The organism is Aminobacter sp. 01T433 (assembly GCF_056398585.1).
In genome coordinates this window covers 489851-514381 of sequence record NZ_JBFTPR010000005.1, presented here as the reverse complement: position 1 = coordinate 514381, position 24531 = coordinate 489851, and the positions used below count along the sequence as shown (strand labels likewise).

Genomic DNA, 24531 nt, shown 5'->3' with positions numbered 1-24531 from the left:
GGGTAAAATCTCAGTGTCGGAAATGCCTGACGCCGGTGAAGACCATGGCGATGCCGTGCTCGTCGGCAGCGGCGATGACGTCGTCGTCGCGCATCGATCCGCCTGGCTGGATGACGGCGGTGGCACCTGCCTCAACCGCCGACAGCAGACCGTCCGCGAAGGGGAAGAAGGCGTCGGAAGCAACGACCGAGCCCTTGGTCAGCGGTTCTGCCAGGCCGGCTGCTTCAGCCGCGTCGAGCGCCTTGCGGGCGGCGATCCGGGCCGAGTCGACGCGGCTCATCTGGCCAGCGCCGACCCCTACCGTGGCGAGGTCGCGGGCATAGACGATGGCGTTCGACTTGACGTGCTTGGCGACGCGGAAGGCAAACTTCAGGTCTTCCAGCTCGCCCTGGGTCGGCTGGCGCTTGGTCACCACCTGGAGTTCCAGTGCGTCGACAATGGCGTTGTCACGCGACTGGACGAGCAGGCCGCCGGCCACCGACTTGACGGCCACGCCAGCGCGATCCGGATCGGGCAGGCCGCCGGTGACAAGCAGGCGCAGGTTCTTCTTGGCGGCGATAATCGCCTGTGCCTCAGGCGTGGCGTCCGGCGCGATGATGACTTCGGTGAAGATCTTGACGATCTCCTCAGCGGCCTCGGCGTCGAGGATACGGTTGAGCGCGACGATGCCGCCGAAGGCGGAAACCGGATCGCAGGCCAGCGCCTTGGCATAGGCCTCGGCGAGGGTAGCGCCTTCGGCGACGCCGCACGGATTGGCGTGCTTGATGATGGCTACCGCCGCGGTGCGTACCGGATCGAACTCGCCGACGAGTTCGAAGGCGGCATCGGTGTCGTTGATGTTGTTGTAGGAAAGCTGCTTGCCCTGCAGCTGGGTTGCGGTGGCAACCCCGGGACGCTTGTCGCCGGTCAGGTAGAAGCCGGCCGACTGGTGCGGGTTTTCGCCATAGCGCATGACGCTTGCAAGCTTGCCGCCGAAGGCGCGCCAGTCGGGCGTTTCGATTTCGAGTGCTTCAGCGAACCAGCCCGAGATCGCCGCGTCATAGGCGGCGGTTCGGGCGAACGCCTTTGCCGCGAGCTTCTTGCGGAACTCGTAGGACAGGCAGCCATTGTTGGCGACGATGGAGTCGAGCACGTCCTTGTAATCAGCCGGATCGGTGACGATGGCGACATAGGCATGGTTCTTGGCCGAGGCGCGGACCATGGCCGGACCGCCAATGTCGATGTTCTCAACGATCGAGGCGTAATGCGCGCTGGAATTGCGCACCTCCTCGAAGGGATAGAGGTTGACCACGACCAGGTCGATCGGCTGGATTCCGTGCTCGGACATGGCGGCCACGTGCTCTGGGTCGTCGCGGACGGCGAGAAGTGCGCCATGGACCGAGGGATGCAGCGTCTTGACGCGACCGTCCATGATCTCGGGAAAGCCGGTCAGCTCGGATACATCGCGGACGGCGATCCCTTCGGCGGCGATGGACTTGGCCGTGCCGCCTGTGGAGACGAGCTCGACGCCGACATTGGCAAGGCTTTGGGCGAAACCGATCAGGCCGGTCTTGTCGGAGACCGACAGCAAGGCGCGGCGGATCGGCACGAGATCGGGCGCGGGGATCTTCTTGGAAATGACGGCCATGGGGTGTGGGCCTTTCACGGCAAGGTGGGAGATGCAGCTTGCGGGCGGCGTACCATATGAGGCCTCAAAATCAAGGCGCACAGCGCCCTTCAATCAGTTTTCGAGGCGGCTGATGATGCGTGTGCGCGAGAACTGCCAGTGCACCTCGGAGATTTCCGATGCCTTGAAGGACAGCACGATCTGGCGCGAGCGGCGCGGTCCGCCGAGACCGGCGAAATAGATCGATTCCTCGACCTCGGCTGGAATGTCGGGCGAGATGAAGACCCAGGTGTCGATATCCGGGCCGGTCAGCACCAGCCGTTCCTTCTGGTCGCGAAACAGCTGGACGTCGGGATGGACATGGAAGCGGACCGTGACGAGGTCGCGGCCTTTCTTGATCGGCGTGTTGCCTGCGCGAAGGATGCGGTCGCAGCCCGACAGGATGCTGCCTCCTGCCGCAAGACTCAGTTCGCGCTCGTGGTGGAGGCCGAAACGCTGGGCGTAGCCGTCATGTCGCGCGGTGAAACCATGGATGCCGGGCTTGTCGGTCCGTTGCGACGGCACCGACTTCGGTCCGCCGAAAAGCGGGCTGCCGAGAAGGCCGGAGATGCGATGCGAATGGGCGAAACTCGCCGACGACGTGTCGTTGATGGTGACGGTGGAGTGGGCGGCTGTGGCGCGCGCAAGCGGCTTGAGTTCGGCCAGGCCATAGGTGTCGACGCCGGCATTGACGATGTAGTGCTGGCGTCCCGACGACATCTCGAAGGCCAGGCAGCCCGCGTGGGCATAGTTCGACACCTCGATGGGCGGGGCTGTGCCCGTGTCGGCAATGACAGTCGTTCCGCCCATCGCCAGGCGCTCGTAGCCGGAATGGGTGGCATGCAAGGGCGGTGCGCCGGCAGTGTCGTCATGGCGCAGGATCGCGGCGATGCGGTCGTGGATGGTGGCGCCCATGCCGTTGAAGCGGGCAAGGCTGCCGTCCTGGTGGCGGAAGAAGCGCAGCGCAGGCAACATGCGCTCGACGGCGTTGATCAGCGCCAAGGGCGGCTGCTCGGCCTGGTTGGCATAGGTGTGGCGCAGCGGCAGGAGGTCGGCGAGGATTTCCAGCACCGCCATCGGGTTGCGCGAGACATGCCCGCCATCGGGCAGGATCTGGCGGTCGAGCTCGTCGGCGAGATTGCGGGTCGCCGAGCGCAGCGCGGAAACGGGCGCGGGCAAGGAGAGGGCGGCAAAGGCGAGCGCGATGCGCGCCCTGAGACGGTCCTTGCCAGCCGGCATTTCGCGCGCCATCGACCTGAGATAGCGGATCTGCATTGCCAGCGAGCGGAGGAACGCGCGGTAGAAGGCGAATTCAGCACCCTGCAGCACGACCGAGGAATGCTGTAACCAGGCGATGACACGTTTGGCGGTGGTCGCTGGCTCCCAGGCCGTGCCGGAGATGCGGTTGCCGTGCATGGCGATCCAGTCGGAAACCAGCGCGCGGGCATTCGCTGCGGCAAGTTCGGTGCCGGCGGCGCGCATATGGCGCAGCCAGCGGAAGCCATGCAGGCTACGCTGCCAGCCGCGATTGGGAACATCGACGAGGAACGGCGACTGGCCGCCGGTCTCGACAAGATGGCCCGACAGCGGAAAGCGGCCGTAGTAGATTTCAAGCGCGATCTGGGGATCGGCCAGGCGCAGGTCGGGCGGGGCGATCAGCACGCGCTCGGGCGTGCGCCCGGAGTAGCGCCAGCGATAGGCTGGACCGGCGCGCAGGCGTCGGCGCGCCTTGCGCCAAAACTCCTTGGCGACGAGTGCCCAAAGGCGCGTCGTGTTGTCCGCCGCGATTGACAAGAACCCTCCTGACGCAACCTACGTCGTGGTCAAATTAGGTTGTTTCAATGGCGGGCGCGAGGGTGAATTTTTCGTAAACACCGGTTCGTCACCTCAGGTGAGACGACGAAACCTCGCGGCAAAGAAACCATCCAGACCGGAGATGGCCGGATTGCCGAGGTCGAGGCCCGCTGGCGTGGTGCGCAAGAAGCCTGTGGCGGTGACGAAATCGTCGATGCCAGCAATCTCGCCCACGCGAATCGGGTCAAGCTCGACCTTGCCCTTGTGGTCGGCGAGGAAGCCGGCGACGAGCGCCTCGCCTTCCTCGGGATCGAGCGAGCAGTTGGAAAAGACGATTCTGCCGCCTGGCTTGACCAGCTTCAACGTCGCGTCGAGCAGGCTGCGCTGCACGCCGGCGAGCTTGGTGATGTCGGCCGGCGACTTGGTCCACAACACGTCGGGGTGGCGGCGCACGGTGCCGGTCGACGAGCAGGGCGCGTCGAGCAGTGCTGCGTCGAACAGTTCTTCAGGCTTATACGCAAGGATGTCGGCGTTGACCTTGTCGGCGTCGAGGCCAAGGCGCTCGAGATTGCCTGCAAGGCGAACGAGGCGGTTCTTGGATGCCTCGACGGCGGTGACCTTGGCGCCCGTGAGCACGAGCTGGGCGGTCTTGCCGCCGGGTGCAGCGCAAAGGTCGGCTATTCGCTGGCCGCTGACGTCGCCAAACAATCTTGCTGGCAAGGCGGCGGCGGCGTCCTGGACCCACCAGGCGCCCTCGGCGAAGCCCGGCAGCTCGGCGACGGGTCCTGCGAGGCGCTCGATGCGCACGGAGCCGGTAGGCAGCACTGTGCCGCCCAGTTGCTCTGCCCATCTGGCGGGATCGGACTTGGCGGTGAAGTCGACGGGCGCCTCGGTGCGGTGCGCAGCGAGGATCTTCTTGGCCTCCTCGGCACCATAGGCAGCGGTCAGGCGGTCGACGAACCAGTCGGGTGCGTCGTTTGTCGTGGCCAGCATCTCAGGCAGTTCGGCAGCCTTGGCGCGCGCAAGAGTGCGCAGCACGCCGTTGACCAGGCCGGAGAAACGCACGGTGCGAGGGTCGGCCTTGGCGTGGGTGACTGCAAGGTCGACGGCAGCGCTGTCTGGAATGTCGAGAAACAGGATCTGGGCTGCCGCGACATGCAGGATGTGGGTGAGCACCGTGGCGTTGGCCGGCAGCGGCTTTTCCAGCCGACGCGAGATCAGCTTGCCGATGGTGACGCGATGGCGAAGGGCGGTGGCCAGGATCGCGCGGACGAGGCCTCGGTCGCGCATGTCGAGGGCGCGGAATTGCGGATGGCCGTGCTCGTGATCGGTCAGGCCATCGAGCGGTGTCTTGGCGTCGATGGTCGCGGCAAGCAGGCGGGCGGCCGCCATGCGCGCGGCGATTCCGGGAACGTCAGGAACGACAGGCGACCGGTTGCCCTTGTTGCCAGAGTTGCGTGCGCGGTTTCGCTTTTCGTCGCGCTGATCGGCACTCACGACCTAGGGCCTTTCGGCCCGGATGGATTGCGTCCCCAGGGGCCAGCCGGACGCGGCTTCTCGGGCTCCTGCTGATCGGCAGGACGACCGCCCCATGGACCTTGCTGGCTCGAAGGTGCGGCACGCTGCGCGGTCGGCTGCTGTGCCGTGCGCGGGGCAGGACGACCGACACCCTCATTCGCCATCGCCTGCAGGGCGGCGATGCGGTTTTCGGTGTTGGGGTGGGTCGAAAAAAGATTGTCCATGCGCTCGCCGGAAAGAGGATTGATGATGAAGAGGGGAGCCATGGCAGGATTGCGCTCGGCTTCGGGGTTGTGGATGCGTTCGACGTTGCGGGCGATCTTGTCAAGGGCGGAAGCGAGCCAGAGCGGATTGCCGCAGATCTCGGCGCCGCGCCGATCGGCCGAATATTCGCGCGTCCGACTGATCGCCATCTGCACCAGCATGGCGGCGAAAGGTGCGACGATCATCGCCACGAGCACGCCGATGAAGCCGAGCGGATTGTTGTTGTCGCGGTTGCCGCCGAAGAAGAAGGCGAAGTTGCCGAGCATCGAGATCGCGCCGGCAAGGGTCGCGGTGATCGTCATGATCAGCGTGTCGCGGTTTTCGATATGGGCCAGTTCGTGCGCCATGACAGCTGCGACCTCTTCGTGGCTGAGGCGCTGCAACAGGCCGGTGGAGGCGGCGACGGCGGCATTTTGCGGATTGCGGCCGGTGGCAAAGGCGTTGGGCTGCGGACTGTCGATCAGGTAGACCTTGGGCATCGGCAGGCCGGCATTGGCGGCAAGGCCGCGCACGATGGCGTAATATTCGGGTGCGTTGCGCTCATCGACCTCGACGGCGTGGTTCATCCGCAGAACCATCTTGTCGGAGTTCCAGTAGCTGAACAGGTTCATGCCCGCCGCCATGAAGAAAGCGATGGTCATGCCGCCGGTACCGCCGATCAGGTAGCCGACGCCCATGAACAGTGCCGTCATGGTCGCCAGAAGCATCGCCGTCCGCATCATGTTCATCGTTTAGTCCGTCCTTTTCCTTGCGCCAGGGTCGATCCTCGTGCCACGCTTCGCTATATGATGGGAGAGACGAGGGTGCGTTTCAATCATTTCCGAGGAATCCCATGAACGACGCCACACGGCAAACCGAGCTGGAGACACCCGCACCGAAGGAGCTTTCGCCGGCTGCCAAGCGCGCATTGGCGGAAGCCGAGGCGCGGCGCGAGGCCTATGAGGCTCAGCAGGCCAAGCTCCCCCGGGAGATCGGCGGGCGTGGCGGCAAGGAGCCCGGGCGCTATGGCGACTGGGAAATCAAGGGCCTGACCAGCGATTTTTGAGGCGCCTATCCTGCGATTGCTTGTCCGAGCAGCGGGTGGCTGGATCGAAATCCCGAGCTGATCGTTTGGCTCGGATTTGCAGAAGGAGCGACCATGACGAAATCGGTGATTGCAGGACTGTTGTTTGCATCTCTGCTGGGAGCCCTGCCGGCGCAGGCCCAGACCAAAGAGCCGGCGACACCGCCGGAGAAATCGCTCAAGCTTTCCGAAATCATCGCCAAGATCGAAAAGCGCGACCAGTTCCGCTACATCTCCGAGATCGATTGGGAGAGCGAAGGCTACTACGACGTGGTTTACTACACGTTCGACAAGGCCAGGGTGGAGATGAAGATCGACCCGGTCAGCGGCGAACCGAGGCTGTAGTCCATGCTGGCTTTCGGCAATTGCCTATTGGTTCAAATAGGAATAAATACCTTGAATGGAATCAAGCTCCTTCAAGGTCGTGACGGTGTTGGCGCTGGTCTTTTCCAGCCTCTGCCTTTCATCCGCTGTGGAAGCCAAGCGGCGTAACAACAACTTCGCGGGGCCAGTGACTGCGCGCGTGGTCGAGGTGCTCGACGGCGACACGTTCCTGGCCGAGGCCGAGATCTGGCCCGGCCAGACGTTGCGGGTCAACATACGCGTGCGGGGCATCGATGCGCCTGAAATGAAGGCGCGATGCCGGGCGGAACGCGACGCCGCACATACAGCACGTGCAGCCTTGGCCCGGCTCGTCGCCAACGGCCCTGTGTCCCTGTCGAACATAGGCGGTGCCAAATATTACGGCCGCGTGTTGGCCGACGTCAGCACCGAGACAGGCGCGGCAATCGCTGTGACCATGCTCGAAGCCGGCCTGGTACGCGCCTATGGCGGCGGCAAGCGCGCGGGCTGGTGCGGGTAGCGATGGCCATTGTGAAGGCGCGCTAGGGAAAAGAGTTTACCAAGGAAAAGGCCGCTCCCCTTGCAGGGAACGGCCTCCGTGTTTCCGTCCATGGCGCGGCTCAGGCTGATTTGAGTCACCAGCCGCGCATCTCGCGCCTTAACGGGAAGACTGCTTCCCGAAAGGGCAATCCGCTGAGGCCACGTTTAGGAAAACGAAATCACTCGACATCGGATCACCTCCTTTCAGTTCGTTGAACACGAACACCAAGGTGGGGTGTTTCCGACGTTTTGACAAGTACGACCATCGCACTATGCGCCCGGTACGTATTTATGCCGCCATTGTGTGCTTCGTCTCAAACACATCCTTGGCCGCGAACAGGCCGTTGAGCGCTGCCGGAAAACCGGCGTAGACCGCCATCTGCATGATGACCTCCGTGATTTCATCGCGGCTAAGGCCGACATTCAGCCCGGCCTGGATGTGCACCTTGAGCTGCGGGGCAGCGTTGCCGAGTGCTGTCAGCGCGGCAATCGTTGCGATCTCGCGTGACCTGAGGTCGAGGCCGGGGCGCGAATAGATGTCGCCGAACGGAAATTCGATGATGTAGCGGGCGAAATCGGGTGCGATGTCGGCGAGCGAATCCACGACCTTCTGGCCGCCTTCGCCATCGATCTCAGAGAGTGCGCGCGCGCCCCGCTCGAAGCGGCTTTCGGTCTGATTGGTCATTTTGTGTCTCGATCCTTTTTTCTGCGTCGGCGTAGCCGGCAATCTTGGCGTCGAGGACGAGGAGGTTGGCCTGAAGATCGGCGACATGGGCCGCCACTTTTTTTCGGTGCGCCACAAGCAAGGCGCGGCGCTCGGCGTCGGTGCTCGCACCTTGTTGGCGAAGAGCGGCGTAGCGCAGCATCTCGCGGATCGGCATGCCGGTTGCCTTGAGGCGACCCAGAAATTCGATCCATGTAAGGATCGAGACGTCATAGTCCCGCTGCCCCGACGCATCCTTGTCGGGCACAGGCAGCAGGCCGATCTGCTCATAGTAGCGGATCGTATAGGCGGTCAGGCCCGAGCGTCTTGCGAGTTCGCCGATCTTCATGGTCAACCCTGTCTCGTTACGACGCTCGCAAGGCTAGGAGTTCGAGTGCACTCTAAGTCAAGGCATTTCGACAAGTGGGTTGCGAACGGCCGGCCAATTGGTCAACATCGCGTTCTGGACCACGCTGTCGTTAAGTGCACTGGGGGGCGGGAATGGATGCAGCAGACAAAGCGGCACGGATCGTGCGAACCGTTGTCGAAAGCCTGGATCCGGGATTTGCGGTCAGGTTGTGGACCGGAGAGCGGATCGGCCCCGCCACGGGTCCAGTGCTCGCCATCAACGATCAGGACATCGTCTGGCAAGTGATCCGTCGCCCCTCGCTGTCGACACTGATCGAGATGTGGATTGCCAAGACGATCGACGTGGAAGACGGATCGCTGTTCGATTTCTACGCGCTGCCTTCGGGCAAGCTGAAGACCAAGCTCAAGTCCCTGCCGAAACTTGCGATCCTGCGCGACCTGCCTGCCGTGCTGTTTTCGCGAAAACAGATGGCCGCGCAGGCAGGGCTTGCCGGACGCAATCCCTACGTCAGCGGCTCAAGCAAGGAAGCGATCCAGCACCATTACGACATTTCCAACGCCTTCTACCGGCTCTTCCTCGACGAGCGCATGGTCTACAGCTGCGGCTACTTCACGGACTTCGCCAACAGCATCGACCAGGCGCAAGCCGACAAGCTCGACCATATCTGCCGCAAGCTGCGGCTGAAGCCGGGCGAGAGATTGCTAGACATTGGCTGCGGCTGGGGGGCGATGCTCATCCATGCCGCCAAACACTACGGTGTTGTCGGCCACGGCGTCTCGCTGTCGGAAGCGCAGACAGCACTGGCTCGCGAGCGCATCCGCGCCGAGGGGCTCGAAGATCGCATCACCATCGAGATCAAATCCTACACCGAGCTCACCGGCTCGTTCGACAAGATATCGTCGATCGGCATGTTCGAGCATCTGGGCCTTGCCAATCACGATGCCTATTTCTCGGCCGTCCAGCGCCTGCTCAAGCCAGGCGGCATCTACCTGCATCACGCCATCACCAAGCGCAGCAAAGGCAGCTTGAAAAAGACGCTGCACAAGGGGGCGGAATTCAAGGCGCTGGTCAAATACATCTTTCCCGGCGGCGAACTCGACACGATCGGCATGACGCTCGGCAATCTCGAGGCCCATGGCTTCCTCGTCTACGATGCCGAGAACCTCAGGGAGCACTATGCGCAAACGTGCCGCCTGTGGGCCGAGCGCCTGCATGCGCGCTTCGACGAGGCGATCGCCGAGGTCGGCGAAGCCAGGGCACGCCTTTGGCTGCTGTATCTGACTGGCTGCTCGGTGACTTTCGAACGCGGCTCGACGCAGATTTTCCAGACCGTCGTCACCAAACGGGCACGCGGGCCGAGCGGCTTGCCGCCGACTCGGGCGGATCTCTATCGCTGAAGCTTGCTTGCGAATTGCAAAGCCCCCCGCGCCTTGCGACGCGAGGGGCTTGAGGCCAAAGGCCGGTGTCGTCTATCCCGCTATTCGGCCAGATCGACGGTCTCGAAGCGATGCGATCCCAGCGGGTCCATCACGTAGCCGCTGACCTTCTTGGACATCGGCAAGGAGACGGTCGAGTGATCGAGCGTCGCCCACGGTGCCTGTTCCTTGAAAATCAACTGAGCCTGCTCGTAGAGCTTTGCGCGCTCGGCCGGATCGACCGTCGTGCGGGCTTTTTGAAGCAGGTCTTCGAAGGGCTGGTGACACCAGTTGGCCATGTTGGCGCCGCCGACGCCGGCGCAGGAGAAGAAATAAGACAGCAGGTTGTCCGGGTCGCCATTGTCACTGGTGCCGCCCAGAATGATCGCGCCATCACGCTGCTTGTCGCGGGCGCGCTTCAGATATTCGGCCCATTCGTAGGACACGACTTCGACGCTGACGCCGACCTTCTGGAAGTCGGACTGGATCAGTTCGGCGACGCGACGGGCGTTGGGCATGTAGGGCCGGCTGACCGGCATCGCCCAGATTTTCATCTTCAGGTCCTTGACGCCCGCATCGTCGAGCATCTTCTTGGCTGCGACCGGATCGTAGGGGTCGTCGACGACAGCATCGTTGTATCCCGACATCGCCGGCGGGATCGGGTTCTTGGCGACTTCGCCGAGATCCTGGAACACCGCCTGGAGAATGGCCTTCTTGTCGATCGCCATGTTCAGCGCCTTGCGCACTTCGATCTTGTCGAAAGGCGGGGTCAGCGTGTTGTAGGCGAGATAGGCCACGTTGAGGCCCGGCTTTTCCATGACGACCAGGTTGGGGTCGGCTTTGAGGCTGGGCACGTCAGCCGGCGCTGGATAGGCGGCGACCTGGCATTCGCCAGCTCTCAGGCGCTGCATGCGCGTGGTTGCATCGGTGGTGATGGCGAAAACGAGTTGGTCCAGCTTCGGTTTGGTTCCCCAATATGTCGGGTTGGCCTTGAAGCGCACCGCGGCATCTTGCTGGTAGCCGACAAACTGAAACGGCCCGGTGCCGATCGGCTCCGAGTTCAGCTTTTCCGGCGTTCCCGCGGCGGCGAGCTTGTCGGCATATTCCTTGGACAGGATCGAACCGAGATCCATAGCCAGGTTGGCGAGGATCGACGCGTTCGGCTGGCTGAGTACCAGTTTGACCGTCAGATCGTCGACCTTGGAGATGTCCTTGACCGTCGATTGCATGTCCATGCCGGCATACATTTCGTAGTTGGCGCCGGTGACGTACTGATGCCAGGGGTTGTCGGTGAGGCGCTGGCGGTCGAAGGAAAACACCACGTCGTCGGCGTTCATGTCGCGTGTCGGCGTGAAGTAGTCGGTGGTCTGGAATTTCACGCCAGGGCGCAGCTTGAACGTGTAGGTCAGCATGTCGTCGGAAACGGTCCAGCTCTCCGCCAGGCCGGGAAGCAGCTTGGTCGTGCCGTTTTCAAATTCGACCAGCCGGCCATAGATCGGCTTCGAGGACGCATCCCAGGTGCTGTTGGTCGAGTAGAGTGCCGGATCGAAGCCTTCCGGTGCAGCCTCCGAACAATAGACAAGCGTCTTGGCCGAAGCCTGGCCGCCAAGCAGGATGGCGGCAGCGGCGACAGCGGAAAAATACATGGCAGCTCGAACTGAGCTGCGTTTCAATGACTTCATCAGGCTCTCCCTATGGGTGTTCTGATTTCAAATCGGGGTTGATAGGGCCTTCGGTTCAGTCGACGCGCCCAGCGCGCGTGTCGAGCCCGCGGCCTGGCCTCCAGACCGGATCGGGCTGCGTCCACAGGATCGGGTCGACGATCAATTTGGCGAGTTCCCTGGCCTGCAGATCGAGGAAACGCTCGCCCTTTTCCGCAGTCCCCTTCGCAGGTACGCCCCACGTACCGGTGTTGGGCGCCCGTTCGGAAAACGAGTAGAAGCGATGCGCGGCATGCGGCGCCTCGTTTTTTCCAGCCTCGGCCGAGTAGGCCTCTTCGAATTTGTCGGTTTTGACGGTGTCGGGCGAGATTGCCAGCATCACCGACGCTTCGCCTTCGCAGGCATGTTTCGGGCCGTTGTCCGATTCAAACAGCGCTGCCGTTTCCTCTGGCGCAAGGTACCATGGCGTCGTGTAGACGATCGGCATGTCGTATTCGACGGCCAGTTCGCGGGTCGACATGGCCAGCGGATCGATGTTGCCGCCGTGGCCGTTGACGATGAGAAGGCGCGTAAAACCGATCGCCTTGAGCGAGCGGACAATCGACTTCAGGACATGGAAATAGGCGGTGTAGTCGAGGCTGATCGTGCCGCCGAAAGGCAAATGATGCTCGCTCATGCCCAGCCAAAGGCCAGGCAGCACCGCCAAGGGCACCTGTTCATCCACCAGGCGTGCAGCACGTCGGGCCGCGGCTTCGGCGCTCGCCGTATCCGTTATGACGGGCAGATGAGGGCCGTGCTGCTCCAGCGAACCAACCGGCAGGATGGCGATGGCGTTTCCACGTGCCGCGATTTCGCGCAATTCGGGCGCAGTCATGCGCGCCCATTCGATTTCCCGGGCCATGAAGGCCTCCTAGCTCGATGTGAAAAATATTATCCTATACGAAAATATTTTTCCTAGTTGGTCAATAGCTAGCCTGGGGTAACGCATGGACCAAGCTCAGGGGCTTGCCGGATCATGCGCAACGCTGCGCGCCGCCTTGCTGCAGCAGGCGGTGACGTCATGCGTGGCGATGGGAATGAGGGCTGGCCGATTGTGCTGGCCAAGATCGGCTGCCGAGCAGCAAGGAAATCCCCCCGCGCCCTTGCGGCGCGAGGGGATGGGCCGGGTCAGCCCCGCTTGTTCTGGCGGTTGGCGACGAGATCGTCGACGACGGCCGGATCGGCCAGCGTCGAAGTGTCGCCGAGGGCGCCAAAGTCGTCTTCGGCGATCTTGCGCAGGATGCGGCGCATGATCTTGCCGGAGCGCGTCTTGGGCAGGCCTGGCGAGAACTGGATCTTGTCGGGGGAGGCGATGGCGCCGATCTCCTTGCGGACATGGGCGACGAGTTCCTTGCGCAGATCCTCGGTGGCCTCCACGCCCGCCATCAGCGTGACGTAGCTGTAGATGCCCTGGCCCTTGATATCGTGCGGGTAGCCGACAACGGCGGCTTCCGAGACCTTGTCGTGGCTGACAAGTGCCGACTCGACCTCGGCGGTGCCCATGCGGTGGCCCGAGACGTTGATGACGTCATCGACGCGGCCAGTGATCCAGTAGTAGCCATCGGCATCGCGCCGGCAGCCGTCGCCGGTGAAGTATTTGCCCTTGTAGGTGGCGAAATAGGTCTGGATGAAGCGCTCATGGTCGCCATAGACCGTGCGCATCTGGCCGGGCCAGGAATCGGCGATGCACAAATTGCCGTCGGCAGCGCCTTCCAGCAGCTTGCCTTCGTTATCCACCAGTTCGGGAACCACGCCGAAGAACGGCCTCGTCGCCGAACCGGGCTTGAGGTCGGTGGCGCCGGGCAACGGCGTGATCAGGATGCCGCCGGTCTCGGTCTGCCACCAGGTGTCGACGATCGGCACCTTTTTCTCGCCGACGACGTTGTAATACCACTCCCAGGCTTCCGGATTGATCGGTTCGCCGACCGAGCCCAGAACGCGAAGGCTCTTGCGCGAGGTCTTAGTCACATGGTCGTCGCCAGCACCCATCAGCGCGCGGATGGCGGTGGGGGCGGTGTAGAAGATATTGACCTTGTGCTTGTCGACGACATCCCAGAAGCGCGAGGCCGAGGGGTAGTTCGGCACGCCTTCGAACATCAGCGTGGTCGCGCCATTGGCGAGCGGGCCGTAGACGATGTAGCTGTGGCCGGTGACCCAGCCGACATCGGCGGTGCACCAGTAGACGTCGCCATCATGGTAGTCGAACACGTATTGGTGGGTCATCGAGGCATAAACGAGATAGCCCCCGGTCGTGTGCAGGACACCCTTGGGCTTGCCGGTCGAGCCTGAGGTGTAGAGGATGAACAGCGGATCCTCTGCCTTCATCTTCTCGGGCTTGCACTCGGCTTTCACCGACCGGACCTCGTCGTGATACCAAAGGTCGCGGCCGTCATACCAGCTGATCTTGCCGGCGGTGCGGCGCACCACGAGCACGTTCTTGACCACAACGCCTTCGCGTCCGGCGATCGAAATCGCCCTGTCGGTGTTTTCCTTGAGCGGGATGGTCTTGCCGCCGCGCAGGCCTTCGTCGGCGGTGATGACGAAGGTCGATTCGCAGTCGACAATGCGGCCGGCGAGCGCGTCAGGCGAGAAGCCGCCGAAGACGATCGAGTGGATGGCGCCGATGCGCGTGCAGGCGAGCATCGCGTAGGCCGCTTCCGGGATCATCGGCATGTAGATGGTGACGCGGTCGCCCTTCTTGACGCCGTGCTTCTTCATCACATTGGCGAGGCGGCAGACGTGCTCGTAGAGCTCGTTGTAGGTGATCTTCTTGTCGTCGTAGGGGTTGTCGCCCTCCCAGATGATGGCGGTCTGGTTGCCGCGCTTCTTGAGGTGGCGGTCGATGCAATTGTAGGAGACGTTGGTCAGCCCGTCCTCGAACCACTTTATCGAAACCTTGCCGTCGAAGGAGGTGTTCTTGACCTTGGTGTAGGGCTTGAACCAGTCGATGCGCTTGCCGTGCTTGCCCCAGAACTTGTCGGGGTTCTTGATGCTGTCACCATACCATTTCAGGTAAGTGTCATTGTCGATGAGCGCATTGTTCTTCCACGCCGGCTGGACACGGTGGACACGGACTTCGGACATTTCTTTCCCTTCCTCCCGGAAACGATCCGGCGGCTCCTGATGGCCGGCGGACGGCGACTCTGGGCCGCACGTTGGCGCGCATTATTATCAATTTGCAGTGCGCCACAATATTAGACATTGGATTTGCCTCGCATCCTTGCATAGCGGCACATCGCTGCCGCTGTAAGACGATTAGCAATGATGGCAAGCGGCTGCTAAAGTGCTGATATCTTGGAACTTTCGCATTCGGATTTCGTTGTTTTTAGCAGACGGTTAACCATCGCGGCGCAGACTCATGCCCGAGGGACCGTTCGACACGGAAGGCTTGCGATGCGCGACGCTTCTGAACTGGAACTGATGCTCAAGGGCTATGGCCTGACCACAGCCGAGATCTTCTACCATATGCCCGACCACCCTCATGTGCTGCAGACTTTCATCTGGCAGGACTACGATCTGGCGCCCAAATTCCCGATCCTGTTTGGCTTTATCGAATTCTGGCGGGCCAAGCTCGATGGCCCGCTGCATTCGGTGCACTACACCCACCGCAAGCTGATCGCGCCGAACGAATGGCGCAAGGTCGACGGCGAGTTCGTTCTGCATTAGCTCGACCGATAGCTCTTCTTACCATCGATGACGCACAAACAAGGATGCGTGTTGGGCAGTCCATGTTAGTATAATCCGACAAAATGGCTCTTCTCAGCGAGAATTGACATGCCTGAGTCAGGGGATGCTTGGGTTCTGATCTTTTCCGATGGAACCGGTCAACGCGGCGTCCGCGCCGATCAGGTCGAAGAAGTCGAGGGCCAGCGGATCAAGAACACCAATGTGTTTCAGATGTACTCGGCCGTCGATGGCCGGCCAGGCTTCCGCGCCTTCTACGATGCCGGGCTGGGCGCGCCGGAACAAGGCACGTGGGATTGGACGCGTACGCTGCGCAATCTCTGGAGCAAGGCGACCGGCTGGGGCATCACGGCGAACATCGTCGATTGCTACGAAGCACTGATGATCGCATGGGAACCGGGCATGAAGGTCGGATTCTTCGGCTTCAGCCGTGGCGCCTACACCGTTCGCTGCCTAGGTGGCGTGCTGGCAACCTGCGGCATAGCTCGGGCGGACAAGGGTGTTCCTATCTCCAGGGACAAGGAGGGGGCTGGCGCCAAAAGGCGCCGTGCCATCGCCCAAGAGGCGGTCGCAGCCTACAAGATCAAGGAACAGGCCGAGCGGCGAAAGGCGGGCGCCTATTTCAGCATCAAATATGCTGCTGCGCCGGTGATGCCGACGGTAATAGGCGTGTTCGACACTGTGCGTGCGCTCGGCCTGCCGGGCATCATGAATGTGGTCAACCCCTACAAGCAGGAGTTCCACGACACCGAGTTGTCAATACGGGTGCCGGTCGGCCTGCACGCGCTTTCGATTGACGAGAACCGCAAGACATTTGCTCCGGTGCGATGGGACGACGTCGATGCCCGGGGCAAGGCAGCGGGCCAGGTGGTCGAAGAATGCTGGTTTCCAGGCGTGCATTCTGACATTGGCGGCGGATATGACGACGACGACAATCTCGCCGCGCTCAGCCTGGGCTGGATGCTGGACAGGCTGCGCAATCTGGCGGGTCTCGACTTTCCGATGACGGTCGACCTCGACGGAAAGGTGCTCGGTCTGGTGCATGACGAACGCACAGGCCTAGGGATATTCTGGTTGCCGGGGGAGCGTTCGATACGGGCAAAGGCGGTCGATGTCGACCTGCTTTGCCCCGACATCGAGGCGCGCTTCGACAATTACAGGCCTCTTTATCGGCCGCCACCCCTCAGTGAGCATCCGCGCGTGAAACGCTATTATTGACGCCCGACTGCGTGTCGCGAGATGCGCTGGCACAACCAAATGCGGGCTCCAAGAAGGCTGGGCCGATTGCAGGTCGGGTTCAGGACGGGTATTCCGCAATCAGAACTTTCCGCCAACCCCTTCACGATTGGCGAGTTAGAGGGAGAGAAAAATGAACATGAAAACCTTTGCGGGCGCGCTTGCCGCATCGCTTGCGTTTGCTTCCGTGGCGCATGCCGACATCACCATCGGCCTTGTCGCACCGCTGACCGGCCCGGTCGCTGCCTATGGCGACCAGGTCAAGAACGGCGCCCAGGCTGCCGTCGATGCCATCAACGAAAAAGGCGGCATCCTCGGCGAAAAGATCGTGCTGAAGCTTGCTGACGACGCCGGCGATCCAAAGCAGGGCGTTTCGGCTGCCAACCTGCTGGTTGGCGAAGGCGTGAAGTATGTCGTGGGCCCGGTCACTTCGGGTGTCGCGATCCCGGCTTCCGACGTCTTTGCCGAAAACGGCATCCTGATGGTGACGCCGACGGCGACCGCCCCTGACCTCACTGCACGCGGCCTGACCAATGTCCTCAGGACCTGCGGCCGCGACGACCAGCAGGCTGAAGTCGCTGCTGCCTATGTCCTCAAGACCATGAAGGACAAGCGCGTTGCCGTGATCCACGACAAGGGCACCTATGGCAAAGGCCTGGCCGATGCCTTCAAGGCGGCCATCAATGCAGGCGGCCTGCAGGAAGTGCAGTACAATTCGCTGACGCCTGGCGAAAAGGACCTGTCCGCGCTCGTCACTCGCATCAAGGCTGACAATGTCGACGTCATCTATTTCGGCGGCTACCACCCGGAAGGCGGCCTTTTGGCGCGCCAGCTCCATGACGGCGGCGTCAAGGCGCTGATCATCGGCGGCGAGGGCCTGTCCAACACCGAATTCTGGGCGATCGCCAATGATGCCGGTGCGGGCACGCTGTTTACCAATGCTTCGGATGCGCTGAAGAATCCGGCCTCGGCCGATGCCGTCAAGGTTCTGAAGGACAAGGGCATCCCGCCGGAAGCCTTCACGCTGAACGCCTATGCCGCGGTCGAAGTGCTCAAGGCTGGCATCGAAAAGGCCGGCAAGGCCGACGATACCGCAGCCGTCACCGCAGCCCTGAAGTCGGGCGAGCCGATCGCGACTGCCATCGGCAACCTGACCTATGGCGAAAACGGCGACCTGACCTCGCCGAGCTTCTCGCTGTTCAAGTGGGACGGCGGCAAGATCGTCGCCGCGGAATAGGGCAACGCGGTTTTTTTGAAAGGGCCGGGGCGAAAGCTCCGGCCCTTCTTCTTTGCGCGAGCTTCCAGCGAACGGTCAGTGAGCGGCGGAGCCGGCCAGTTGGGCTATAGCTTCCAGGGGTTCAGCAGCGGAATGCCTATATCTTCGAAATCGGCGACGTTGCGCGTCACGAGAACCAGATCGTGAACGAGCGATGTGGCGGCGATGAGCGTGTCGGCGCTGCCTCTCGTTCTGCCGGCCGTCAGCCGGCCCCAAGCCAGCGCGATCTCTTCGGTTATGGGAAGAATTCGATCCGCGTTCTCGTGGCGCAGCTCGCGTAGCCAAAACTCCAGTCGCTTAGCCCGCTCGGCGTCCTCACGCCGCAGTTTGATGATGCCGCGTTCAATCTCGCCTATGGTGATCACGCTCAAGCTGACCGAAAACGGATCGATCGAGGCAAGCCAAGCCGTGGGCTTGGGCAGGCGTCGCTGTATGTCGGAGACGACATTCGTATCGAGCAGGTACATTTCAAAGCTCGATATCGCGGATCATCGTGTCCGAGCGACGCTCAACCTCTGCTGCAAACTCTTCATCCCAAGCCGGGCCCGAGAGCAGGTACTCTGCGATTGATTTCCGCTTGCCAACCAGCTTCTCGTACTCTTCAGTCGAAAGCACCACCACTGCCGGCTCGCCGCGCACGGTGACGGTCTGCGGCCCTTCGCTGCGGGCGCGCTGGACGAGCTTCGAAAAATTGTTCTTTGCGTCTTGGAGATGCCAGTTCATTTTAGCACCTAGCTAGCTTGGCTAGGTTGAATGTAGGGCGGCACGCCCCGCAACTCAAGTGACGGGTGGATCGACGGCCATCCTGATCTGTTTTCAGCGCGTCCCGAAGATCGCCGAGCCGACACGAACGCTGGTGGCGCCGAAGGCGACCGCAAGTTCATAGTCGCTCGACATGCCCATCGATAGTTTTTCGACGCCGGCCTCACGCGCCAGCTTTTCCAGCAGGGCGAAATGGGGGCCGGGGTTTTCATCGGCCGGCGGGATGCACATCAGGCCTTCGATGGCGAGGCCGTGGATATCGCGGCAGCGCTTGACGAAGTCGACAGCCTCGCGCGGCTCGATGCCGGCCTTCTGCGGCTCTAAGCCGGTATTGACCTGGACGTAGAGTTTTGGCGCACGGCCCTGGCGTTCGATTTCCTTGGCGAGTTCGGCTGCGATCTTTTGGCGGTCGACCGTCTCGATGACGTCGAACAGCGCCACCGCCTCCTTGGCCTTGTTGGACTGCAGCGGCCCGATGAGATGCAGTTCGATGTCGGGGAATTCGGCCTTCAGCTCGGGCCATTTGCCCTGCGCTTCCTGGACGCGGTTTTCGCCGAAGATACGCTGGCCGGCCTCGATGACCGGGCGGATATGCTCGGCATCGAAGGTCTTGGACACGGCAACGAGCGTTGCGGCGCCTGCGGGACGGTTGGCCTCGCGCTCGGCCGTACCTATCTTATGCTTCACCAGCGCGAGCTGTTCGACCGAGCTTTCCATACTTTGGCCCTGCTGCTTTTTGCCCGCCCCTGGCCTGCCGGAGTTGACGGGTCCGGGAATCCATGGTGAACACCCGTAACGATTTCCTGAACCGCGGGTTTTCGCCCCGGTCCATGCACGCTTTTAAGTGAAAAACATCCTATGGCAACCGAACGATACAATCCGCGCGCGTCCGAACCCAAATGGCAGAAAGCCTGGGGCGAGGCAAAGCTCTTCGAGACGCAGAACGAAGATCCCCGGCCGAAATACTACGTGCTGGAGATGTTCCCCTATCCATCGGGGCGCATCCATGTCGGCCATGTCCGCAACTACGCGATGGGCGATGTGGTTGCCCGGTTCCGCCGGGCCATGGGCTACAATGTCCTGCATCCGATGGGCTGGGACGCGTTTGGCATGCCGGCGGAAAACGCCGCGATGAAAAACAAGGTCCATCCCAAGGACTGGACCTATCAGAACATCGCCACCATGCGCACGCAGCTCAAGTCGATGGGCCTGTCGCTCGACTGGAGCCGCGAGTTCGCGACCTGCGACGTCGACTATTATCATCGCCAGCAGATGCTGTTCATCGACTTCGTCGAAAAGGGCCTGGTGACGCGCAAGTCCTCCAAGGTTAACTGGGACCCGGAGGACATGACCGTGCTCGCCAACGAGCAGGTCATCGACGGGCGCGGCTGGCGCTCGGGCGCGCTGGTCGAACAGCGCGAGCTGACGCAGTGGTTCTTCAAGATCACCGATTTCGCGCAGGACCTGTCGGATGCGCTGGAAGGCCTCGACGAGTGGCCCGAAAAGGTCAAGCTGATGCAGCGCAACTGGATCGGCCGCTCGGAAGGGCTGCTGATCCGTTGGCCGCTGGCAGCCGGCACCGCACCTGCGGGCGAGAACGAGCTCGAAGTCTACACGACACGGCCCGACACGATCTTCGGCGCCTCGTTCATGGCGATTTCGGCCGATCATCCGCTGGCCAGGAAGGCCGCCGAAAACAAGCCCGAGCTCGCCGCCTTCATGGACGACGTGCGTCGCATGGGCACGTCGGTGGCAGCGCTTGAGACCGCCGAAAAGAAGGGCATGGACACCGGCATCCGCGTCGTTCATCCGTTCGATCCGAGCTGGACGCTGCCGGTCTATGTCGCGAATTTCGTGCTGATGGACTACGGCACCGGCGCCATCTTCGGCTGCCCGTCGGGCGACCAGCGCGACCTCGATTTCGCCAACAAATATGGCCTGCCGGTCGTGCCGGTGGTGATGCCGGAAGGTGGCGACGCCAAGACCTTCCAGGTCACCGAAGAGGCCTATACCGACGACGGCGTGATGATCAATTCGCGCTTCCTCGACGGCATGAAACCGGATGAGGCGTTCAACGACGTCGCCAACCGCCTCGAGCAGATCTCGATCGGCAACCGGCCCATGGGCGAACGCAAGGTGCAGTTCCGCCTGCGCGACTGGGGCATTTCGCGCCAGCGCTACTGGGGCTGCCCGATCCCGATGATCCACTGCGACGATTGCGGCGTGGTGGCGGTGCATAAGGCCGACCTGCCGGTCAAGCTGCCCGACGATGTCGAGTTCGACCGTCCGGGCAATCCGCTCGACCGTCACCCGACCTGGCGTCACGTCAATTGCCCGCAATGCGGCAAGGCGGCGCGTCGCGAAACCGACACGATGGACACGTTCGTCGATTCGTCGTGGTATTTCGCGCGCTTCACCGCACCTTGGGAAAACGAGCCGACCGATCCGAAGGCCGCGAACTCGTGGCTGCCCGTCGACCAGTATATCGGCGGCATCGAGCATGCGATCCTGCACCTGCTCTATTCGCGCTTCTTCACCCGCGCGATGAGCAAGGCAGGGCACCTCGACCTGTCCGAGCCGTTCAAGGGCTTGTTCACGCAAGGCATGGTCGTGCACGAGACCTATCGTCTCGGCAGCGGCGCTTCGGCCGAATGGGTTTCGCCGAACGAGGTGAAGATCGAAGACATCGACGGCAAACGCCGCGCCACGTTGCTGTCGTCCGGCGCACCCGTCGAGATCGGCTCGATCGAAAAGATGTCGAAGTCGAAGAAGAACGTGGTCGACCCCGACGATATCATCGCCAGCTACGGCGCCGACACCGCGCGCTGGTTCGTGCTCAGCGATTCGCCACCCGAGCGCGATGTCGTGTGGACCGAGGCCGGCGTCGAAGGCGCGCACCGTTTCGTGCAGCGCGTGTGGCGGCTGATCTCCGAATCGGCCGAGGCGCTGGCGAAGGCCGAAGGCAAGCCAGCAGCCGAAGGCGATGCCGCTTTGGTGTCGAAGGCGGCGCACAAGGCGTTGAAGGCGGTTGGCGAAGATATCGGCAAGTTGGCCTTCAACAAGGCTGTCGCGCGCATCTACGAGTTGACCAATGCGTTGCAGGCCCCGCTCGCCGATGCGGCCGCTGGCAAGGCATCAGGAGAGATGATTTCGGCATTGCGCGAGGCGGTCGATATCCTGCTCGTCATGATCGCGCCGATGATGCCGCATCTGGCCGAGGAGTGCTGGGCAGCACTCAATGGCGAAGGCATGGTGGCCGATCGAGCGTGGCCGAAATTCGATCCGGCACTCATCGTCGACAACGAAATCACCTACCCGGTACAGGTCAACGGCAAGAAGCGAGGGGATTTGACAATCGCCCGCGACGCAGATCAATTGACCGTCGAAAAAGCGGCGCTGGCGCTTGAAACAGTGCAGAAGGCGCTGGATGGAAAGCCCCCGCGCAAGGTCATCGTTGTGCCGCAGAGGATCGTCAATGTCGTTGCCTGAGGCGCGGAAATCTCCCAGTTCGTGGCGTGTTGCTGCACGTTTGGCGCTGTTTGCTTCACTTGCACTGGCTTCGGCCTGCACGGTGCGTCCGCTCTACTCGGACGCACCGGTGACGTCCGGTGCCACGACAGGCACGACGACACAGCTTGCATCGATCAATATCAAGCCGGTCAACACCCGTTACGGCCAGGAAGTCCGCAACCATCTGATCTTCATGTTCAATGGCGGGACCGGCCAGCAGGCCTCGGCACCCTACACCATGGATCTTGCGGTCGGGGCATTGAATGAATCGGCACTTCTTGCCCAGGTCACCAGCAAGGACGATGAGCCGACGGCCGGCACGATGACGCTGACAGGCAGCTATGTGATCACCGACATCAAGACCGGCAAGCGGGTCGCCGGCGGCAAACGTAGCGTGTCGGCATCCTACGATCGTCCACGCCAGGAGTTTGCCAACGTGCGGGCGGAACGCGACGCGCAAAACCGTGCGGCGCGCGAGCTGGCCGAATTGCTCAGGTTGGCCATCGCACAGGACATGTCCAAGAGCTAAGTGACGAGGGGCTCGATCGCTCGATGCGGCTGATATCCTTTTCTGCCGCAGGCTACCGATCCCTAAGGTCGATCAGGCTGGACATCGGCCAGGCCTCGGTCTTTGTCGGCGAAAACGGCGCCGGCAAGTCCAACCTCTATCGTGCGCTGCAACTGATCAAGGCTTCGGCCGAAGGCTCGCTCGCCCGCGAAATCGCTGGCGAAGGCGGCATGAGTTCGGCGCTGTGGTCGGGCAAGCGCCGTGCTGGCCAGCCTGTGCGCGTGATCATCGATGCCGAGTTCGTGGACGACGAAACTGCGGCCAAATACACTTACAAGGTCGAGATCGGCCTGCCACCGCCGGCAGCGGCAGGCTTTGCCTTCGAGCCGCATGTCAAGGAAGAGACGCTTGTTGTCGAGGCCGGGCTGCGCCCGGTCGAGATGATGACCCGCAAGGGACCTGCGGTGTTCGCTCGCGACGGCGAGGGCCGCCGGGTCGAGCATCCCGAGCGCATCCTCAATTCCGAAACCGCGTTGGCGCTTCTGGGTGCTGCAGGGCGTTATCCGGAAGTCGGCGATCTGCGCGCTGCCGTTGCCGGCTGGCGCTTCTATCACGGCTTTCGCACCGATACCGATTCGCCGGTGCGCAAGCCCGCCTTGGCGACGACGTCGCCGATGCTCGATGAGGACGGCGCCAACCTGGCCGCCGTGTTTGCCACGCTGCGGCATATCAGGGGCGATACCGCCGACCTCGATGCCAGCATCGCCGAAGCCATGGGCGGCGCGCAGCTCGACGTGCCAGTGCCGGGCGAGAGAGCGACCTTTGGCTTGATGCTGCCGGAGTTTCCGCAGCGACTGTTTCGCCCGCAAGAGCTGTCCGACGGACAGATCCGATTCCTGGCGCTGGCAGGCGCGCTGATGTCGTATCGCCTGCCGCGGCTGATCGCGCTCAACGAGCCGGAGGCGAGCCTGCATCCGCGCATGCTGCCGTCGCTTGCCGACATGATCGCGCGTGCCGCCGAACGAACGCAACTGTGGGTGGTGACCCATTCGCGCGAGCTTGCCGATCTTGTACGCGACCGGACAGGGTCAAGGGCGCTGACCGTTGTGCGCCTCGAAGGCGCGACGATGATCGAAGGCATGCGCGCGACCGGGCTGATGCCGGACGACGATTGACGTTTCAGGCGCGGACGGCGCGTGGTTTCATGAGGGACCAGCCGAGCGTCATGCCGGCGGCGGCAATCAAGATGGCGGCAGCACCGACAAGCTGCAATGGCTGGAGACGATGGCCGAAGGCCAGGAAGTCGGCCAGGATCGCGACAACCGGATAGATGAAGGACAGTGCGCCGACGAGGTTGGTCGGCAGCTTCTGGATCGCGCCGTAGAGCAGGATGTACATGACACCGGTATGAATGACGCCCACGGCGACGAGCAGTGACCAGGTGTATGCGTCCGTGGGAAGCTGCGCGAAGTTGGCGAAGGGCGCGAGCATCGCGATGCCAACCGTAACTTGTATCAGCGCGATCAGGTGCGGCGGCACGCCCTTGAGCTTCTTGGTGATGATCGCGGCAATCGCGTAGAAGAACGCGGCGCCGAGCGCCAAAAGAATGCCGCCGAGATAGTCGGTTCCGACAGAACCGGTGTCGGGCTTGGCCTGGACGATCATCAGCATGCCGCCGAAGGCGATGCCGAGCCATGTCAGCTTGTTCAGCGTCAGGCGCTCGCCAAAAAATAGCGCGCCCAGCGCCACGAGCATGAAGGGTTGCGTGTTGTAGACGGCGGTTGCGATCGAGATCGAAGCGCGCGGGAAGGCGGCAAACAGCAGGATCCAGTTGGAGACGATGGCGATCCCGCCGATGGCGGCATAGACGATCTGGCGGCGCGACATGATGTCGGCCCGAAACAGGCCCAACGCAGCGCAGACGATCAGCAAGGTGATGGCACCAAAGGCGCAGCGCCAGAACACGACATCCATCACCGGCTGGCCCGACAGGACGACAAACAGCCCGATCGTTCCCGAGATCACCATTGCAGCGGTCATTTCGACCGTGCCGCGCAGCTTGTCCGACATTTTTCAGGCCCTTTGTTCAGGGCCGCATTGTTACGCGCGTGGCTGGCAGGAATATATGAGTTTGCAAAGGCGTTTGTGATGTTGATCCTAATTCTGTAAGGTCACAGGCCGAAAATGCCTAAGAGGCCCAT

Annotated in this window: 23 protein-coding genes; 10 read left to right on the top strand and 13 right to left on the bottom strand. The window is 62.5% G+C overall.

Annotated elements, in window-relative coordinates; translation table 11 throughout:
• Window positions 1-10: 10 nt before the first annotated feature.
• The 4 genes from purH to htpX all read right to left on the bottom strand — a co-directional run bounded on the left by purH (window position 11) and on the right by htpX (window position 5949).
• Window positions 11-1627, bottom strand: coding sequence for a bifunctional phosphoribosylaminoimidazolecarboxamide formyltransferase/IMP cyclohydrolase (purH, locus tag AC1DLV_RS11820; RefSeq protein ID WP_476800234.1), 1617 nt, complete (start codon window positions 1625-1627; stop codon window positions 11-13).
• A 93-nt stretch (window positions 1628-1720) separates the two neighbouring features.
• Window positions 1721-3439 carry a heparinase II/III family protein gene (locus AC1DLV_RS11815; protein WP_476800233.1) on the bottom strand — a complete coding sequence of 573 codons (1719 nt, stop codon included), beginning with the start codon at window positions 3437-3439 and terminating at the stop codon, window positions 1721-1723.
• A 93-nt stretch (window positions 3440-3532) separates the two neighbouring features.
• On the bottom strand, window positions 3533-4936 hold the full coding sequence (locus AC1DLV_RS11810) for an RsmB/NOP family class I SAM-dependent RNA methyltransferase (protein WP_476800232.1): 1404 nt from the start codon (window positions 4934-4936) through the stop codon (window positions 3533-3535).
• Window positions 4933-5949 (bottom strand): zinc metalloprotease HtpX, encoded by a 1017-nt coding sequence (gene htpX / locus AC1DLV_RS11805; RefSeq protein ID WP_476800231.1) that lies wholly within the window; start codon window positions 5947-5949, stop codon window positions 4933-4935. Before htpX ends, AC1DLV_RS11810 begins: the two co-directional genes overlap by 4 nt.
• A 104-nt stretch (window positions 5950-6053) precedes the next feature.
• Between htpX and AC1DLV_RS11800 the strand changes: the two genes are divergently transcribed.
• The 3 genes from AC1DLV_RS11800 to AC1DLV_RS11790 all read left to right on the top strand — a co-directional run bounded on the left by AC1DLV_RS11800 (window position 6054) and on the right by AC1DLV_RS11790 (window position 7146).
• Complete coding sequence (locus AC1DLV_RS11800; RefSeq protein WP_476800230.1) at window positions 6054-6266, top strand: DUF1674 domain-containing protein; 213 nt, start codon at window positions 6054-6056, stop codon at window positions 6264-6266.
• Window positions 6267-6359: 93 nt separating this feature from the next.
• Window positions 6360-6629 (top strand): PepSY domain-containing protein, encoded by a 270-nt coding sequence (locus AC1DLV_RS11795; protein ID WP_476800229.1) that lies wholly within the window; start codon window positions 6360-6362, stop codon window positions 6627-6629.
• 55 nt (window positions 6630-6684) lie between these two features.
• Window positions 6685-7146: a thermonuclease family protein gene (locus tag AC1DLV_RS11790; protein WP_476800228.1), complete on the top strand. Its 462-nt coding sequence runs from the start codon at window positions 6685-6687 to the stop codon at window positions 7144-7146.
• 309 nt (window positions 7147-7455) lie between these two features.
• Here AC1DLV_RS11790 and AC1DLV_RS11785 read toward each other — a convergent pair whose 3' ends face one another.
• The gene (locus AC1DLV_RS11785) at window positions 7456-7851 is read right to left on the bottom strand and encodes a carboxymuconolactone decarboxylase family protein (RefSeq protein WP_476800227.1); all 396 of its coding nucleotides are present in this window, start codon (window positions 7849-7851) and stop codon (window positions 7456-7458) included.
• Entirely contained in the window at window positions 7799-8218 is a 420-nt protein-coding gene (locus AC1DLV_RS11780) for a MerR family transcriptional regulator (RefSeq protein ID WP_476800325.1), read from the bottom strand. The genes AC1DLV_RS11785 and AC1DLV_RS11780 overlap by 53 nt, the downstream gene beginning before the upstream one ends.
• Before the next feature lie 152 nt (window positions 8219-8370).
• On the opposite strand from AC1DLV_RS11780, the gene AC1DLV_RS11775 reads away from it, so the two are divergent.
• The gene (locus AC1DLV_RS11775; RefSeq protein WP_476800226.1) at window positions 8371-9636 is read left to right on the top strand and encodes a class I SAM-dependent methyltransferase; all 1266 of its coding nucleotides are present in this window, start codon (window positions 8371-8373) and stop codon (window positions 9634-9636) included.
• Window positions 9637-9716: 80 nt separating this feature from the next.
• On the opposite strand, the gene AC1DLV_RS11770 is transcribed toward AC1DLV_RS11775, so the two are convergent.
• From AC1DLV_RS11770 to acs, 3 genes are all read right to left on the bottom strand, one after another.
• A complete protein-coding gene (locus AC1DLV_RS11770) occupies window positions 9717-11300 on the bottom strand; it encodes an ABC transporter substrate-binding protein (RefSeq protein ID WP_476800324.1) in 1584 nt (527 codons plus the stop codon).
• A 91-nt stretch (window positions 11301-11391) separates the two neighbouring features.
• On the bottom strand, window positions 11392-12216 hold the full coding sequence (locus AC1DLV_RS11765; RefSeq protein ID WP_476800225.1) for a creatininase family protein: 825 nt from the start codon (window positions 12214-12216) through the stop codon (window positions 11392-11394).
• Between the two features lie 266 nt (window positions 12217-12482).
• Complete coding sequence (gene acs / locus AC1DLV_RS11760; RefSeq protein WP_476800224.1) at window positions 12483-14438, bottom strand: acetate--CoA ligase; 1956 nt, start codon at window positions 14436-14438, stop codon at window positions 12483-12485.
• Window positions 14439-14747: 309 nt separating this feature from the next.
• On the opposite strand from acs, the gene AC1DLV_RS11755 reads away from it, so the two are divergent.
• The 3 genes from AC1DLV_RS11755 (at window position 14748) to AC1DLV_RS11745 (ending at window position 17511) form a co-directional block, all read left to right on the top strand.
• Window positions 14748-15020: an usg protein gene (locus tag AC1DLV_RS11755; protein ID WP_476800223.1), complete on the top strand. Its 273-nt coding sequence runs from the start codon at window positions 14748-14750 to the stop codon at window positions 15018-15020.
• A 108-nt stretch (window positions 15021-15128) separates the two neighbouring features.
• Window positions 15129-16256 carry a phospholipase effector Tle1 domain-containing protein gene (locus tag AC1DLV_RS11750; RefSeq protein ID WP_476800222.1) on the top strand — a complete coding sequence of 376 codons (1128 nt, stop codon included), beginning with the start codon at window positions 15129-15131 and terminating at the stop codon, window positions 16254-16256.
• A gap of 151 nt (window positions 16257-16407) precedes the next feature.
• Window positions 16408-17511, top strand: coding sequence for a branched-chain amino acid ABC transporter substrate-binding protein (locus AC1DLV_RS11745; RefSeq protein WP_476800221.1), 1104 nt, complete (start codon window positions 16408-16410; stop codon window positions 17509-17511).
• A 104-nt stretch (window positions 17512-17615) separates the two neighbouring features.
• Here AC1DLV_RS11745 and AC1DLV_RS11740 read toward each other — a convergent pair whose 3' ends face one another.
• The 3 genes from AC1DLV_RS11740 to AC1DLV_RS11730 all read right to left on the bottom strand — a co-directional run bounded on the left by AC1DLV_RS11740 (window position 17616) and on the right by AC1DLV_RS11730 (window position 19029).
• On the bottom strand, window positions 17616-18017 hold the full coding sequence (locus tag AC1DLV_RS11740) for a PIN domain-containing protein (RefSeq protein ID WP_476800220.1): 402 nt from the start codon (window positions 18015-18017) through the stop codon (window positions 17616-17618).
• A 1-nt stretch (window position 18018) separates the two neighbouring features.
• Entirely contained in the window at window positions 18019-18273 is a 255-nt protein-coding gene (locus tag AC1DLV_RS11735) for a type II toxin-antitoxin system Phd/YefM family antitoxin (protein WP_476800219.1), read from the bottom strand.
• A gap of 93 nt (window positions 18274-18366) precedes the next feature.
• Entirely contained in the window at window positions 18367-19029 is a 663-nt protein-coding gene (locus tag AC1DLV_RS11730) for a YggS family pyridoxal phosphate-dependent enzyme (protein ID WP_476800218.1), read from the bottom strand.
• Window positions 19030-19170: 141 nt separating this feature from the next.
• Between AC1DLV_RS11730 and leuS the strand changes: the two genes are divergently transcribed.
• The 3 genes from leuS to AC1DLV_RS11715 are packed head-to-tail and all read left to right on the top strand — an operon-like array spanning window position 19171 to window position 23505.
• Window positions 19171-21801 carry a leucine--tRNA ligase gene (gene leuS, locus AC1DLV_RS11725; RefSeq protein ID WP_476800217.1) on the top strand — a complete coding sequence of 877 codons (2631 nt, stop codon included), beginning with the start codon at window positions 19171-19173 and terminating at the stop codon, window positions 21799-21801.
• Window positions 21788-22351: an LPS assembly lipoprotein LptE gene (gene lptE, locus AC1DLV_RS11720; RefSeq protein ID WP_476800216.1), complete on the top strand. Its 564-nt coding sequence runs from the start codon at window positions 21788-21790 to the stop codon at window positions 22349-22351. The genes leuS and lptE overlap by 14 nt, the downstream gene beginning before the upstream one ends.
• A 23-nt stretch (window positions 22352-22374) precedes the next feature.
• Window positions 22375-23505, top strand: a complete 1131-nt coding sequence (locus AC1DLV_RS11715) for an AAA family ATPase (protein WP_476800215.1) — start codon at window positions 22375-22377, stop codon at window positions 23503-23505.
• Between the two features lie 4 nt (window positions 23506-23509).
• Here AC1DLV_RS11715 and AC1DLV_RS11710 read toward each other — a convergent pair whose 3' ends face one another.
• The gene (locus AC1DLV_RS11710) at window positions 23510-24400 is read right to left on the bottom strand and encodes a DMT family transporter (RefSeq protein ID WP_476800214.1); all 891 of its coding nucleotides are present in this window, start codon (window positions 24398-24400) and stop codon (window positions 23510-23512) included.
• Window positions 24401-24531 lie beyond the last annotated feature (131 nt).